Below are 16357 nucleotides of genomic sequence, written 5' to 3' on the forward strand. Positions count from 1 at the left end.
TATGAAATTGAATAATCAGAGGGTGTGCATCTATCCAAAGGACATACAACGAATAACAGGCAAGAGTTATCGTCAATGTACTAGATTGATGCAAAAGATAAAAAAAGACCTCAATAAGCTCGAAAATGAGTTTCTAACGATTGAAGAGTTCTGTACATATAGTGGCATAAAATATGAACAAGTAACTCACTTGATTTTTGGTTAAATTAGAAGAAATGCTAAAACAAATTTTAATCAAGAAAAGTAGCGACAAGCACTTAAATAACTAGTTCAATTTTTAGTCTTGATGCTTTACTATTCAAATAATTATCCTTATATTTGACTACTTTGAATTTAGAATAATAGTAGCCTTATAAAAGAGGTGTCAGTCGAGGTGTCACTTAAATTAAATGCTTTGCGAAGTATTGATTTTATTGGTGGCTTTTGTAGCAGACAAATCCCTCTTTCTCCGCAAACTTCAAAACCGATTAGGAAACTAATCGGTTTTTTTATTGGTCTCAAATATAGTTTAAAACTATGCACTTTGAGTGCATCTCGCTTTAGCTTCTAAAAAGTTTTGCCACTGATTAAGATGATTTAAAAGATTTAATCAGCGGAAATTATTTTAATCAGTGGCAGTTTTTGCTTTTCAGTCTTGCAGACTTTTAGTCTGCCAACCAAACCTATGGACTTCTAGTCCATAGTGGTTTAGTTTTCAATCGAACCATTTTTTGTTTACTGCACATGCAATCTTGCCAAATACAATACAATTCGTAGTACTTACAGTTTTACTGTACAAAAAACTCGAATAGGTTTTTGTAAAGCTTGTTAAATTACTTTTTATTGAGTTTACGAAAATTTTACGAAAAAAAATTTAAACAACCGTTCAAAACACCTTATAAAACAAGGGTTTTGGTGATTTTAGAGGGGATATGATGTTTTTTAAAATCCTCAAAACCAAATCATTACAAAACAAACTAAAAGTAGTTTAAAGATAACATATTGTTAAAAACTCATGGGTTTTGTGAATAAGTTTGGCTTTCTTTTTTACTGAAATTTAATAACCTTTGTATCTGTCGATCAAGTAAATATCCGAAGATTTGCTCAGAGGCAAAAAAATATTTTTATTATTTAAAACTCAAAAATTATGAGTATAAAATTTAAAGTTCTTCTTAGAAAGAACCCGCAAGATATTCTTGCACCCGAAAAATTTTATGCTGCAGCTATTGCAGATGGAGAAACCGATTTGGAAAAACTCGCGGAGTTAATTTCTTATCAATGTACGGTAACCGAAGCCGATTGCTATGCGGTATTGATGTCTTTAGAACACAATATTATTAGCGAATTAAACGAAGGGCGTATTGTAAAATTAGGACGTTTGGGCAACTTTCAAGTCGGGCTTAGCTCTGAGGGCAAAGAAACGGCAGAAGAAGTAACCTCTAGTGTTATCAAAAAGAATCGTATTTTATTCCGTCCAGGAAAAAAATTACGCACTTTATTAAGTACACTAACGTACCGAAAAGCGAGCTAGTAACCCGCATCATGTAGAGCATTTTTACATGTTTGAAAGCCTCGAGTGTTCCCGCACTCGAGGTTTTTTGTTTTGTTTACTCCGAAAATTTTCGTCAATTCGTCCCGACGAAGCAAAAGTTTCGTCCTGACGAGGCAAAACGTTCGTCCTGATGAGACAAAAGAACGATCAGGTCGAACTAAAAGAACCCTCTTGAAACAGAAAAAAAACGTAAAAACGTACTTACTTTTAGTTCAATACGCCACAGATTATTGTAAAATTGAGGCAAAATCATCAAAAAAAGCTATGTTTTAAGCCTCTATGTAAGGTGTTTCTATAGAATTTAGAGTAGTAAAAGGGTGTAAAAAAGACAAAAAAATAGGTTGTAGGGCATAAAAAAAGCTCAAAAAAAGCAGCTAGTAACCCGTCTTTTTGAGCAAATTTTAATGTTCGAAAGCCTCGAATAGTTCCCGCTATTCGTTTTCGAAATACGGGGTAAATATACTATATTGTTATGGTATTATTGCAACAGATGTTGAAAACTTACAAAAACAGTCGAAAATAAAAGCCTTACAAGCAGTATGTTATTAACAATACTAGTGTTTAAACAAGAAAATTCTTAATTTACACTTTCCGTTTTTTTCTAGAGTATTACTCTTTTTGTTTCCGTTAGAATAAATGGAAAGTGTAAAAACAAATTACGGAAAACCACAATATTACTCCAAAAACTACTTTTAGTTTTGTATGTCTAGTAAAAAAAGGGTAAAATGCCTACAAAATATTACGATGCTTTGTACTGTATACATTCTTTTATTGTTTAAAAATCTTGTTTTACTCTAAAATAATTACTTACTTTTGAAAATTAATGATATTTGAATACATTCACTTCATTATACCTATTGCATGACCAAGGAGAACCAAATAGAGCAGAGCTTAATCAATAAACTTATTGATTTAAAATTTACCAATCGACCAGACATTAAAGATAGATTTTCTCTTGAACAAAACTTTCGTGAAAAGTTTGAAGCACTCAATCGTGTTCGTTTAAGCAATTCGGAATTTGCTCGATTGCGCGATGAAATTATTACACCCGATGTTTTTGTAGCTTCTAAAACCTTGCGTGAGAAAAACTATTTTCAACGTGAAGATGGAACGCCTTTACATTATACCTTGGTAAACATTAAAGATTGGTGCAAAAACGATTTTGAAGTTGTCAATCAATTACGCATCAATACCGAAAACAGTAACCATCGTTACGATGTGGTTATTTTAATTAATGGGTTGCCTATGGTTCAAGTAGAATTAAAGGCAGTTGGCATATCGCCAAGACAAGCCATGCAACAAATTGTAGATTACAAAAATGATGCTGGCAATGGGTATACCAATTCGTTAATGTGTTTTATGCAACTGTTTATTGTAAGTAATCAATACAATACGTATTACTTTGCCAATAATAAAAACCAACATTTTCAATTTAATGCCGACGAGCAGTTTTTGCCAGTTTACCAATTTGCAGACGAGAGTAATAAAAAAATTACACACTTAGATTCATTTGCCGATAAGTTTTTAACCAAATGCACTTTAGGGGAATTAATTAGTAAATACATGGTACTCGTAGAGAGTGAGCAAAAGCTATTAGTAATGCGTCCTTACCAAATATATGCCGTTAAAAACATAGTAGATTGTATTAATCAAAATCGTGGTAATGGTTATATTTGGCACACTACAGGTAGCGGAAAAACCTTAACTTCTTTTAAAGCCTCTACGCTATTAAAAGAAAACCCAGATATTGAAAAATGTTTATTTGTGGTAGATAGAAAAGATCTAGACCGACAAACGCGCGAAGAGTTTAATAAATTTCAAGAAGGGAGTGTAGAAGAAAACACCAATACCGAAAGTTTGGTAAGACGCTTGTTGTCTTCAGATTATTCAGATAAGGTAATTGTAACTACCATTCAAAAATTAGGATTAGCATTAGACTCAAAAAACAATTATAAAGAACGCCTAAAGCCGTTAAGCGATAGCAGAATTGTGTTTATTTTTGACGAATGCCATCGTTCGCAATTTGGTGAAAACCATAAGGCTATTAAAGACTTTTTTCCTAAGGCACAATTGTTTGGTTTTACCGGTACACCTATTTTTGAGGAAAATTCTACTTACACTACCCGCGAAGGACAAGAAGCATCGTACAAAACCACCGAATCTATTTTTGAAAAACAATTTCCTGCTTACACCATTACCCATGCTATTGAAGACAAAAATGTATTGCGTTTTCATATCGATTATTTTAAAGGCAAAGGAGACGTAAACCCAAAACCAGGAGAACCTATTGCACAACAAGCGGTGGTTGATGCCATTATAGAGAAACACAATGCAGCTACCAATCAGCGTAAATTTAATGCCATTTTAGCAACAGCTTCTATCAACAACGCTATTGAATACTACCGATTGTTTAAGGCAACACAACAAAAAAAGAAACAACTAGACCCGTCTTATATTCCGTTAAATATTGCCTGTGTTTTTTCGCCACCTGCTCAAGTTTTGGCAAAAGAAGGCGATACCAAAAACGCCGAAGACATCAAGCAATTGCAAGAAGATTTACTGCAAGAAAGAGAAGACAACAAAGTAAATCCAGAAGAAAAGAAAAACGCATTACTTGAAATTATTGATGATTACAACAAGCAATATAAAACCAACCACACTATTAACGAGTTTGATGGCTATTACCAAAACGTACAAGCACGTATTAAACAGCAAAAATACAGCAACCGCGATTATCCACACCACAATAAAATAGACATTACCATTGTAGTAGATATGTTGCTTACCGGTTTTGACTCTAAGTTTTTAAATACCTTGTATGTAGATAAAAACTTAAAATACCACGGATTAATACAAGCGTTTTCTCGTACCAACCGTGTATTGAACGATACGAAACCGTATGGGAATATTTTAGATTTTCGTTCGCAACAAGAGCAAGTAAACCAAGCTATTACGTTGTTTTCTGGAGAAAAAAGTACCGATAAAGCCTTCAAGATTTGGATGGTTGAGCCTGCTCCGGTGGTTATTGAGCAGTACAAAAATGCAGTAGAAGCCTTGGGTGTTTTTATGCACGATAACAATTTGGTCAATGAACCCCAAGAAGTGTATAACCTAAAAGGCGATAGTGCTAAAATTGCTTTTATTAAGAAATTTAAAGAAGTACAAAAGCTAAAAACAGAATTAGACCAATATACCGATCTAGACGAAACCCAAAAAGAAGTCATTGAAACCATTTTGCCAACCGATAAATTGCTGTCGTTTCGAAGTTCGTACATAGAAACCGCCAAACAGTTTAAAGCCAGACAAGACAAAGAAGGTAACGATGCACCTGCCGATATACAACAATTGGATTTTGAATTTGTATTGTTTGCCTCGGCGGTGATAGATTACGATTACATTATTAATTTGGTGGCAGACAACCTGCAAATGAAACCGTCTAAACAAAAAATGAGTAAAGACGAAATTATACGTTTGTTGAGTGCCACGTCCAATATGATGGAAGAGCAAGAAGATTTGAGCCAATACATAAACAGCTTAGATTGGAACAGTGGGCAAGATGCCGACAAACTGCGAGAAGGCTACCAAGTTTTTAAAACCCAAAAAAACGAGGCAGAACTAACCGCTGTAGCCAATACACACGGGTTGGAAACCGCAGTTTTAAAAACATTTGTTGCCACTATAATAAACCGTTTAATATTTGATGGCGAACAACTAACCGATTTGTTGGAGCCCTTAGAACTCAACTGGAAAGAACGCAGTGTAAAAGAACAAGCCTTGATGACCGACTTGATACCCATACTAAAAAAACAAGCACAAGGTAGAGAAATTAGTGGATTAACTGCTTACGAATAAATTGTCTTAATCAGAATTTGCAAAATTTTAGGATAAACAAGATTATAAAATAAACAGACAAATAGCATAGATTAAATATTTAGATGATCAAATCAAGAAATCACAAAATCCTGTAAATCTTGATTCAGACAAAATATAGTTTAATGAATTTAGACCAATTGACATATAAAGTAAACGGCTGTGCAATGAAAGTGCACAACACGCTCGGTAATGGTTTTCAAGAAGTTATTTACCAACGATGTTTGGCTATAGAATTGGGTAATGCTGGCATATCATTTCAAAGAGAAGAGCCACAAACTATTTATTATGAAGGAATTGATGTAGGCACTCGAAGAGCCGATTTTATTATAGAAGATTGCGTAATAGTTGAATTGAAAGCACTTATAAACTTAGAAGATGTACATTTGGCACAAGCCAAAAACTACGTTGTGGCTTATAACAAACCTATTGGATTACTCATCAACTTTGGAAGCACAAGTTTGCAATTCAAAAAGATATACAATCCAAAATACAACCAGCAAATCAAGCAATCCCATAATCTTGTAAATCCTGATTCAGACAAATGAATAAGAATGAAAATAAACTAACTCCCGAACTGCGTTTTCCTGAGTTTTTGAAGGATGGGGAATGGGAAGAAGAAGACTTAGGAATAATATGTGATTACTTTAATGGGGCTAGTCACGAAGGTGGAGTAAATGAAGAAGGAAACTTTTATTTAATTTCCCTTAATAGCATTGACATTGAAGGGAATCTTAAAAAGGATATGAAGAGATTATCATATACTGATAATTCGTTGAAAAAAAACGATATTGTTATGGTATTAAGTGATGTTGCTCACGGTAATTTTCTTGGATTAACTGACATAATACCTAATAATAATTTTGTCCTTAATCAAAGAATGGCAGGATTAAGGATAAAAAATACTGATGATTTTGTTCCTTTTTACATTAAGACCTACATAAATAACAATCAAAAGTATTTTAAAAATAAAGGACAAGGTTCATCACAATTAAACTTATCAAAAGCATCTGTTACAGATTTTTCCATATTATTTCCTAACCCTACCGAACAACAAAAAATAGCTTCTTGTCTTTCTTCGTTAGATGAATTACTTACGGCTCATACCGATAAACTAGAAATCTTAAAAACCCACAAAAAAGGCTTGATGCAAAATCTTTTTCCGCAAAACGGCGAAAAAACACCAAAGTTGAGGTTTAAGGAGTTTGAAAATGATGGGGAGTGGGTAGAAGATAAATTAGGAAATATTGGAAATCCTTCAATGTGCAAAAGAATATTCAAAGAAGAAACAACTAACGATGAGAAAAATGGTATTCCATTTTATAAAATCGGAACTTTTGGAAAAATAGCAGACTCATTCATTTCAAAGGAAAGATATGAAGAGTATAAAATGAAATATTCTTTTCCAAAAAAAGGAGATATTTTAATATCTGCTTCTGGTACAATCGGAAGATTAGTCGTGTATGATGGAGAGCCAGCTTTTTTTCAAGATTCTAATATAGTGTGGATTGATAATGATGAAAGTAAAACGACTAATAAATTCCTTTTTTATGCTTATTCATTATTAAATTGGCAAACTTCTGATGGCGGTATAATTCAAAGATTATATAATGCTGATTTGAAAGGAATGATAGTTCATTTCCCAAAAAACAAAAAAGAGCAACAAAAAATAGCCGATACACTTTCGTCGTTAGATACATTAATCGCAGCACAAGCTGATAGAATAGAGCAGTTGAAGTTGCATAAAAAAGGGTTACTGCAAGGGTTGTTTCCTAAAGTAAAAATATAAAAATGGCAAAAAATATTCCTGAAATAGCAAAGCAACTAAATGAGTTAAAAGAGAATATTATTTTAATTTATGCATTTAATGGTACCGGTAAAACACGTCTTTCAGTAGAATATAAGAATCATACAAAAGCAAACAATAAAGGAAAACATTCAGGTGTGTACTATAATGCTTTTAGTGAAGATTTATTTGTTTGGGACAATGATGAAGAAAATCAAAATGAGAATATAAAATTAGATCTAATTCCAAGTAATTTAAATCAATTTCATTCATTATTAAATGAGGATGATGTTGCGGAAAAATTAAAATTCTATAACCATAATTACAGGTTTGACTTTAATTTAAACAATGATCCTGAAAAAGGTATTGATAGTATAACTTTTTACATTTCGGAAGAAGAAAAAGCTCCTATAAAAATATCCCGAGGAGAAGAACGGATTTTTGTTTGGTGCTTCTTTTTAGCCCTCTTTGATTTAGATGCTTGGTCTGGAGCACAAGATGCTCATTTTTATATTGATGATCCAGTTTCAAGTATGGATGAACACAATGTATTCATTACCTGTAATTCAATTTTTGAATTAATAAAAAAACATTATTTAAAAAAACGATTCATAATCACTACTCATCACATCGGACTATTCTCGATATTAGCAACAAGGTTGAAAGAAGTAAATACAAATAGTGGTTATGCAAACCTGACGAGTTTATTTACATTGAATAAAAAAGACGATGAGCTATTATTATTGAATCCTAATAAAGATGTTTTTCTATTTCACTTACATCTATTGAAAACATTAGAGGAAGCAAAAACTACAGGACTTTTTGCTTATCATTTTGTATTACTAAGACAATTATTAGAGAATATCTCATCATTTTTAGGAAAGAGAGGATTCAATTATACTTTATCACAAATTGGTATCTCTAATAATGAACTTGACAATGTTGCCAATACAATTAATTCTTATTCACATAAGAATGCCTATCAGTTACAAATTGATATAATGTCTCCGACAGAAGAAGATTTATTTATCGATTTATTAGAAAAAATAAATACTAAGTATCAGTTTAAATATTAAACAATGACACAAAAAGAACAACAACAATTGGGTAAAACCCTTTGGAATATAGCAGACAACTTGCGTGGTGCAATGAATGCCGATGATTTTAGAGACTATATGCTATCGTTTTTATTTCTTAGGTACTTGTCTTCCAATTACGAAGAATCTGCCAAAAAAGAATTGGGTAGAGATTACCCAAATCTAGAAGAAAACGACAACCGCAATGCGTTGAGTGTTTGGTATGCTGCCAACGAACACGATGTGCCCGAGTTTGAAAAACAAATGCGTAGAAAAGTGCATTATGTAATAGAACCAAAATATTTATGGAGCAGTATTGCCGAAATGGCACGCACACAAAATCAAGATTTATTGGAAACCTTAGACAAAGGTTTTGATTACATAGAAAATCAATCTTTTGAAAATGCGTTTCAAGGTTTGTTTTCAGAAATTAATTTGAATTCAGAAAAACTTGGCAAAACCCATAAAGACAGAAACGATAAACTTTGTGTAGTTATTCAAAAAATTGCAGAAGGTATTAAAGATTTCTCCACTTCATCCGATACACTTGGCGATGCCTACGAATATTTAATTGGGCAATTTGCAGCAGGTTCGGGTAAAAAAGCTGGCGAATTTTATACCCCGCAACAAATATCGTCTATCTTATCGGAAGTTGTAACCCTAGACAGCCAAGACCCAACAACAGGGCCAAAGAAAAAACTAGAACGTGTACTAGATTTTGCAAGTGGTTCGGGTTCGTTGTTACTAAATGTTAGAAAACGCATCAAAGAAAACGGCGGAAGCGTAGGTAAAATTTATGGACAAGAAAAAAATATTACCACCTACAATTTAGCTCGTATGAACATGCTACTACACGGCATGAAAGATACCGAGTTCGAAATATTTCACGGCGACACCTTACTTAACCAATGGAATGAACTAAACGAAATGAATCCGGCCAAAAAAATTGAATTTGATGCCATTGTAGCCAATCCACCATTTAGTTTGCGTTGGGAACCCAACGAGGCCATGGGCGAAGATTTCCGTTTTAAAAGTTATGGTTTAGCACCAAAATCGGCAGCAGATTTTGCTTTTTTATTACACGGTTTTCATTTTTTGGGTACAGAAGGTACAATGGCAATTATTTTGCCACACGGCGTTTTATTTCGTGGCGGTGCAGAAGAAAAAATTAGAACCAAATTAATAAAAGATAATCATATAGACACTGTTATTGGTTTACCATCCAACTTATTTTATTCAACAGGAATACCAGTGTGTATTTTGGTATTAAAAAAATGCAAAAAGTAAGACGATATTTTGTTTATAAATGCTAGTGAACATTTTGAAAAAGGAAAAAAACAAAATACTTTAAGCGATGCCCATTTTGAAAAAATAATTGATACATACAAATACCGAAATGAAATACCAAGGTATTCGAGAAGAGTTGCACTACAAGAAATTGAACAGCAAGGCTATAACTTGAATATTTCGCGCTACGTAAACACTTCGGTTGAAGAAGAAAAGATTGATTTGAAAGAAGTAAATCTAAAATTGGTTGCTATAAATGAAAAAATTAAAGAAGCAACAGATAAGCATAACGAGTTTTTAAAAGAGTTGGGCTTGCCACAGATATAGTAATACCAAACAAACCATTTGTAAAGTTGTAACTAAAATAAGAGTATACAATAAAAACAACTAGAGTATAACACTATTGATAAAAATAGACCATCTCAACCAAATAAAAGGAGCCTTTTACCCTATAAGAAAAGTTTAAAAATATATTTACATACATTTACGTACCCTATGCCAAAACCTATAGCACCAACCAAAATGTCTGCCATGAAAACGCTGTATGCAGCGTTTGAAGCATTGATAGAAAATAATGGCGAATTACCTAGAAAAGAACTTATTGAAAAAATAACCCAAAAAGTTACTTTTGAAAATTGGGAACTTGAGCGCTATGAAAGTAACGGCCAGCTAAAATGGCTAACCATTTTTTTGTTTTATAGTATTGATTGTTTAAAAGCAGGCTGGATAACCAAAAATAAAGGGATATGGTATATTACAGATCAAGGTAGAAGTGCTTACAAACTCGGTAAAGAACAATTACTAGAAAAAGCAGGTATTGCCTATAGAGAATGGCGAACTAGCAATGGTAAAATTAAAGATACCCACACCGAAGAAACAGAAGATATTGATGTAACAGATACACAAATTCAACAAGCTACCATTGATGAATTAACAGCACAAGCCAATGAAGGAATTGGAAAGTATCTCGATACTATAGACGAATATATCTTTCAAGATTTATGTGCAGCATTAATACGCGTAATGGGTTATCATATCGATTTTATTGCTCCACGAGGTAAAGATGGAGGTATTGATATAGTTGCCTATAAAGACCCTTTGGGGTTTGAAAAACCCCGATTAAAAATACAAGTTAAAAAACGTATTGAAACAAACAAAAACAATACAGATGAAATAAAAATACTTAAAAGTGTATTGCACAAAGGCGAAGATATTGGTATTTTTATAACGGGTAGTACATTTACCAAAGATGCAAGAACTTTTGCACGATTGAGCGATATTCATATCAAACTCATTGACCGAACCGATCTGATAGAGTTATGGAAAAGTAATTATAGTAGATTAACCGATGCCGAAAAATTACTTTTGCCACTTCAACCCATTTATTTTTTAGGAAGTAATGATTAAATAAAGCCAAAGAAATCGAATTGTTAAGTTGTTTGGAAACGAAAATAAAGCACTATTTTTTCTTCTCGATTGTATTGACAACTGAAAACTATTTGTTTTAGCGTAGGGTAGTAGCACACTACGCTTTTTTAAAATAGTACCTTAATTACAGAAGCTACCGAGTAAAACTACGCAGTACTTTATCCAAAATTGTGTTGATGTTAATAGCAATACAATTATTTTGAAAAAAAGCTTTCAATTAATGTAGGTTTACAAAATGTAATTTTGACCTAAATTTTTTTAAAATCAAATAGGCATATACTCAATATACCATACTATACAAATAGTAAAGAAAAAATGACAAATAGAAAAAGCTGTTGGTGTAAAGTACGCTCTTTAATGATAGAGCAGCGTAGAGTGCTTTTATGTGCTAAAACAACGCTAAAAGTACAGCAACCAATACGTACTTAAAATAGGCAAGTAAAAAAGGTAGAGTACCCAATTACAAAGGGATTCTCTATATTGATAGTTATACAATACTATACAATAAGACGATTGTATTCTTGTTTTTGTAGTCTATATTAGTCTTTAGTTTTATTAAATTTTAACCAGTAAATCATAGATAATTAGGCTTTTACTGTTGCATAGTTCTGCTTTGCATTTTCTTTATTTAAAATTAGTCTAAATAAATTTGATAATACTAAAAGAGGTTTTATATTTGCATTATTATTTTTAATTATTCTAAATAAATGAAAAAATACATTCTCTGTATTGCTTTTTTGGCTGTACATACAAGCTATTCACAAACCCACTATACACAACTCGATTCATTAAAAAACAAAAAAACCATTGTATTAAATACAGTTGTAGTTCAGCAAAATCCGTTTAAAACCCCAGTTTATGCAACGCGTAGCGATATAAAGCTACTAGACTTACCACAAGGCATTCAAACCGTAGACAAATCTATTATACAGCAACAACAAGCCATTAGGCTTAGCGATGTTGTTAAAAACATAAATGGAGCTTATGTAGGTTCTGCTCGTGGAGGCGCACAAGAATCGTTTTGGTCTCGAGGTTACGATTTAAGCAGTAACAATATTTTTAAAAATGGATTTAGAGTAAATAGTGGTTCGATGCCCGAAGTAGCTTCTCTAGAAAGGGTAGAGTTTTTAAAAGGAAATTCGGCTTTATTGTTTGGTAATGTTGTGCCTGGCGGGGTGGTAAATTTAGTTACAAAAGTGCCTCAATTTCAATTGGGTGGCGAAATTTCTCTGCAAGCAGGTAGCTATAATTTTTACAAACCAAGTTTGGATATATACAACGGTTTTACTAAAAATATAGCCTATAGACTTGTAGCCAACTACGAAAATTCAAAAAGTTTTAGAGATATAGTACAAAGAGAGCGTTTGTATATAAACCCTTCTTTGCTATTTAAAATTGATAAAAAAACAGAATTTATACTACAAGCCGATTATTTAACAGACGATTGGACTCCCGATTTTGGAACAGCAATGGTAGGTAAAGATATTTTACAACTACCAAGAAATATATACATGGGAGCTAAATGGTCTAACGGAACAACCAAGCAAACTACAGTAACAGGATTGCTCAAACATAGTTTGAATGAAAATTGGAAGCTGAATTTTAACAGTTCTTTTCAAGATTATAGAAGACAATGGATAGGCACAGAACGCATACAACCCGACAACAACGGTTTTTGGAATAGACCTCTTGGCAAAGCCAAAAATACCGAGCGTATCTATGCCAATCAGTTTGGTATTTTGGGTAAATTTTACACGTATAATATCAAACATCAAGTGCTTGCTGGGATAGATTGGGAAAATTCTTTTACGCAATCGTATACTTATACATTTATGCCTACAACATACGGCAGTGGAAATGTTTTTGATTTTTCAAACTTTAATCAAGGTTCTGGTATGATTCCAGAAGCCAAAAATACCAGACTTGTAGAAACAACTACCAATAGATTTGGTATTTATGCACAAAATTTAATTTCGTTTCAAAACCATTTTAAATTGTTACTAGGTTTACGTTGGTCGTGGCAACAAGCCGATATTTTCGATTACGATTTGACTGCCAATCCAACCCTCAAAAAGCAAGAACCTATACGAATAGACAAGGCATTTTCGCCCAAAATAGGTTTGGTGTATCAGCCTACTATTCATTTGTCAATTTTTGCAAGTTATTCTAATTCATTTACACCCAATACGGGTACTACCATAGACTTGCAGGTTATAAAACCCTCTATACTTACGCAATATGAAGCGGGTATTAAAAAAGAGTTTTTTAAAGAAAAAGTCAATGCTTCGGTTACACTGTACCATATTGTAAACAGCAATTTAGCACAAACAGCACAATACAAAGCCGATGGGAGTATAAATACCGATACTTCTATAAAAATATTAAGCGGAGAAACAACAAGCAAAGGGCTAGAGGTAGACCTTACAGCCTATCCAGCCAAAGGACTTACCATGATGGCAGGCTATAGCTACAACGATATGCGATTTACCAAAACCAGCATAACCCACGGAAGTTTTATAGAAGGTGATAGGCTTACACGAACGCCTTATTGTACGGCAAACTTTAGTTTATTTTACAAATTTCAGAACAGGTTATTAAAAGGTGTTAATATAGGTACTTTGGTCTACTATATGGGTAAAAGATTTGGAGGTTGGAACAACGATTATCAAATTTCCAATACAGGGCTTGTATCGGTAAGAGATAGGGTAGTACCACTTAGCGATTATGCAACTCTTGATTTTTCGGTAGGTTACGATTGGAAAAAATATTCTATTTTGGCCAAAGTTTCAAATGCCACCAATACATTAAATTATACAGTGCATGAAAACTATAGTGTAAATCCAATAGCACCAAGACAAGTTATGGCTATTATTAAATATAAATTTTAAACATATGAAAATAGTACAAGTACGAAACCTTCACCGAGATTTAGGATACTTTTATGTAGGGTTAATTATTTCGTTTGCCTTTTCAGGAATATTAATGAACCATAGAGAACATTGGCATCCAGAAAAATATACCGTTCAAACCAAAGCAATTTCAGTAAACATTCCAAAAGACGCCGATATTACCGAAAAATATGCTGAAGAATTAGGCAAACAATTGGGTATAGATGATAAAATTCGTCGTCATAAAGTAAAAGAGAACGAATTGAAAATATCATTTGAGAAAAATGATGTAGAAATTGATTTGAAAACGGGTAAGGGTGAAGTAGTAACATTTGTGAAAACCCCTATCATTAGTCAAACCATGAAATTGCACAAAAACACTTCCAATTGGTGGATTTATTACAGCGATATTTTTGGATTATCATTAATTACTATTGCACTAACGGGCGTAATAATGATTCCTGCTGGAAAATTCACGTTTAAAAAACGAGGTTGGAAACTAGCATTAGCGGGATTAATAATACCGTTACTGATATTAATTTTTGTTTAAGGTTGAAAAAAGCTCCAATTTATATTGGAGCTTTTTTTTAGTACATTTGGGAAAATATATTGATCATATATACAAGTTAGAAGCAATATTACCAGAAAGCTGAAATTCAACCAAATGAAATTAAAATTCATAATAATTTATACTTAACATTTTTAGTTTCTTGCTCTAAAAGAGAAAGCGATTTTGATTATTTAGAATATTCGTATGGAGGAACATTTTCAACAGTATTTTCATTAAAATTTACCGACAAAGATTCCGTATTTTTAAGAGAACATTGGAATAATGGAAATATCGAGTATCCGAAAGCGGAAACAAATTATTTCGCAATTATCAACGATAGTCAAAGAAAAGAATTAACCGAACTAATTAAAAAAATTGATTTTAGAAAAATTGATTCTGAATATTATGAAAATTATCTTGACGGAAGTGCTTTTCAGATTATTATAAGACAAGGAAAGTTTGAAAAAAAGGTTTTTGTTCATAGCCGTAAAATTCCGAAAGAACTCAAATCTCTTTCTGATTGGATAATTAAGATAAAACAAAACTTAAAATTAACAAGAACAGATAAAAACTTACAATTTAAAAGCAAAAATGGAATACTTCCGCCTCCGCCTCCGCCATCAATTGAAAAAATAAGATTTATAAAAAAATAATATACTACGTCTAACAGTACTTTCAAGAAATGGCGAAAAATGTGGGAAATTCACATTTTTCTTTCGCTAGTTTTTTTATCTTAGTGAAAAATTAAGCACTTACGAGTTCGCCACTTCTTGAAGCTAGGAAACGTTGTACGGGAAAAAAGAAAGGATTTTGTAAAACTTGGATTTTTATACAAAGCAAAAACCTGCACAAAGCTCTCTGCTCGTTGTGCGAAATTTTGAAAAAAAACTACCTGTTACGATAGTTCTCTTTATTATTTTATACGAAGTAAGGTCTTACGTTGTGTTTTTCAATATATTCTTCCACAATCCCAAATTCATCAATATCTATAAATTCAAGGAAATCAGAATCTCTAATATGTTCCCATAACAGATGATTCTTATCAGTGTTTTTTTGTGGCTCTCTACCTAAAACATAATACTTACCTTTATTATTTCCTTCTAGTTCAATTGCTTTTGTTAATGAGACAAATCTGGTAACATCATTTTCTAAATAATAATGTTTTTTTTCAAAATCTATAGTTTGTCCAGCAACAGGAATTCCATTTATACCAATAAAATCAATTTCTATTGGAGCAAATAAATTTTCAAAATCATTAGAAGTTAATGTTAGTTCTATATTTACTCTACTTTCGATTTTAGGAAATAAATCTTTTTTAACTTTAGAATGCACATTGAATTCAATTATTTCATCAGCTTCTTCAGTGTATTTGAAAATATACTTTTCAAAAACCCTTTTGAAATTAATACTGTTTAAATCTATATCAATAGACTTAGGAGTTGAAAACTGAATTATATTATTAGAGTATTTTGCAAGATAGGTTATATATCCTTCATTAATCCAATCGCTTTTTAGCTCTCTTTTTGTAAAAAGTTGATTTGAATTTTCTAAACTAAAACCAACTTCTCTTTCAAGTGATTTAAGATAACTTTTTACCAAATTATATCTTTCACTGTCTAATATACTTTTAAAAGCCGTTAGTTTTTCATGTGAATATTTAAAATAATGCTCAAAACCATTAGACATGAGAACACCAATACTAACTCTTTCATTAAGAGTTGTATTTAAAGTTACATATAATATTGAATAAAGTGTTTTCATTTTTAATTGATAATAAAAGATTGGACAAATCCCCTAAAGTTAGTTTCGCACTGCGTTTTCCACTCCTTTGAAAATAAATTATTAAACCCGTTGTGCATTATAAAAAAAGTTGCTCAAATCATTAATAATGATTAAATTGTATTGACTTTCAAACAATTACAATAATGAGCAACCTTGAAG

At 32.2% G+C, this 16357-nt stretch carries 10 protein-coding genes and 1 pseudogene; 10 read left to right on the plus strand and 1 reads right to left on the minus strand.

All coding sequences use genetic code 11. From position 1 onward, the window contains the following. Positions 1-1126: 1126 nt before the first annotated feature. The 10 genes and pseudogenes from Q361_RS05445 to Q361_RS14020 all read left to right on the plus strand — a co-directional run bounded on the left by Q361_RS05445 (position 1127) and on the right by Q361_RS14020 (position 15069). Positions 1127-1510, plus strand: coding sequence for an HU family DNA-binding protein (locus tag Q361_RS05445; protein ID WP_103725707.1), 384 nt, complete (start codon positions 1127-1129; stop codon positions 1508-1510). 882 nt (positions 1511-2392) lie between these two features. Beyond that, positions 2393-5383 carry a type I restriction endonuclease subunit R gene (locus Q361_RS05450; RefSeq protein WP_103725708.1) on the plus strand — a complete coding sequence of 997 codons (2991 nt, stop codon included), beginning with the start codon at positions 2393-2395 and terminating at the stop codon, positions 5381-5383. Positions 5384-5526: 143 nt separating this feature from the next. Beyond that, a complete protein-coding gene (locus tag Q361_RS05455) occupies positions 5527-5949 on the plus strand; it encodes a GxxExxY protein (protein ID WP_103725709.1) in 423 nt (140 codons plus the stop codon). Continuing rightward, on the plus strand, positions 5946-7190 hold the full coding sequence (locus Q361_RS05460; RefSeq protein WP_103725710.1) for a restriction endonuclease subunit S: 1245 nt from the start codon (positions 5946-5948) through the stop codon (positions 7188-7190). Before Q361_RS05455 ends, Q361_RS05460 begins: the two co-directional genes overlap by 4 nt. Before the next feature lie 2 nt (positions 7191-7192). Next, entirely contained in the window at positions 7193-8263 is a 1071-nt protein-coding gene (locus Q361_RS05465; RefSeq protein ID WP_103725711.1) for an AAA family ATPase, read from the plus strand. A gap of 3 nt (positions 8264-8266) precedes the next feature. Continuing rightward, a pseudogene (locus Q361_RS05470) lies at positions 8267-9877 on the plus strand (type I restriction-modification system subunit M). A 168-nt stretch (positions 9878-10045) separates the two neighbouring features. Next, entirely contained in the window at positions 10046-10957 is a 912-nt protein-coding gene (locus Q361_RS05475; RefSeq protein ID WP_103725712.1) for a restriction endonuclease, read from the plus strand. 728 nt (positions 10958-11685) lie between these two features. Then, positions 11686-13866, plus strand: coding sequence for a TonB-dependent siderophore receptor (locus Q361_RS05480; RefSeq protein ID WP_103725713.1), 2181 nt, complete (start codon positions 11686-11688; stop codon positions 13864-13866). Between the two features lie 4 nt (positions 13867-13870). Next, a complete protein-coding gene (locus Q361_RS05485) occupies positions 13871-14416 on the plus strand; it encodes a PepSY-associated TM helix domain-containing protein (RefSeq protein ID WP_103725714.1) in 546 nt (181 codons plus the stop codon). A 290-nt stretch (positions 14417-14706) separates the two neighbouring features. Further along, positions 14707-15069 (plus strand): DUF6438 domain-containing protein, encoded by a 363-nt coding sequence (locus Q361_RS14020; RefSeq protein WP_449403979.1) that lies wholly within the window; start codon positions 14707-14709, stop codon positions 15067-15069. A gap of 265 nt (positions 15070-15334) precedes the next feature. On the opposite strand, the gene Q361_RS05490 is transcribed toward Q361_RS14020, so the two are convergent. Continuing rightward, a complete protein-coding gene (locus Q361_RS05490; protein ID WP_103725715.1) occupies positions 15335-16177 on the minus strand; it encodes a hypothetical protein in 843 nt (280 codons plus the stop codon). Positions 16178-16357 lie beyond the last annotated feature (180 nt).

The sequence above is a fragment of the Flavobacterium croceum DSM 17960 genome, from assembly GCF_002917885.1.
Lineage (GTDB): Bacteria > Bacteroidota > Bacteroidia > Flavobacteriales > Flavobacteriaceae > Flavobacterium > Flavobacterium croceum.

What these genes read in the sequence shown, in the direction of transcription:
- Q361_RS05455 (WP_103725709.1), top strand. Translation starts at nt 5,527, where the DNA reads ATGAATTTAGACCAATTGACATATAAAGTAAACGGCTGTGCAATGAAA.
- Q361_RS05445 (WP_103725707.1), top strand. Translation starts at nt 1,127, where the DNA reads ATGAGTATAAAATTTAAAGTTCTTCTTAGAAAGAACCCGCAAGATATT.
- Q361_RS05480 (WP_103725713.1), top strand. Translation starts at nt 11,686, where the DNA reads ATGAAAAAATACATTCTCTGTATTGCTTTTTTGGCTGTACATACAAGC.
- Q361_RS05450 (WP_103725708.1), top strand. Translation starts at nt 2,393, where the DNA reads ATGACCAAGGAGAACCAAATAGAGCAGAGCTTAATCAATAAACTTATT.
- Q361_RS05490 (WP_103725715.1), bottom strand. Translation starts at nt 16,177, where the DNA reads ATGAAAACACTTTATTCAATATTATATGTAACTTTAAATACAACTCTT.
- Q361_RS05475 (WP_103725712.1), top strand. Translation starts at nt 10,046, where the DNA reads ATGCCAAAACCTATAGCACCAACCAAAATGTCTGCCATGAAAACGCTG.
- Q361_RS05485 (WP_103725714.1), top strand. Translation starts at nt 13,871, where the DNA reads ATGAAAATAGTACAAGTACGAAACCTTCACCGAGATTTAGGATACTTT.
- Q361_RS05465 (WP_103725711.1), top strand. Translation starts at nt 7,193, where the DNA reads ATGGCAAAAAATATTCCTGAAATAGCAAAGCAACTAAATGAGTTAAAA.
- Q361_RS05460 (WP_103725710.1), top strand. Translation starts at nt 5,946, where the DNA reads ATGAATAAGAATGAAAATAAACTAACTCCCGAACTGCGTTTTCCTGAG.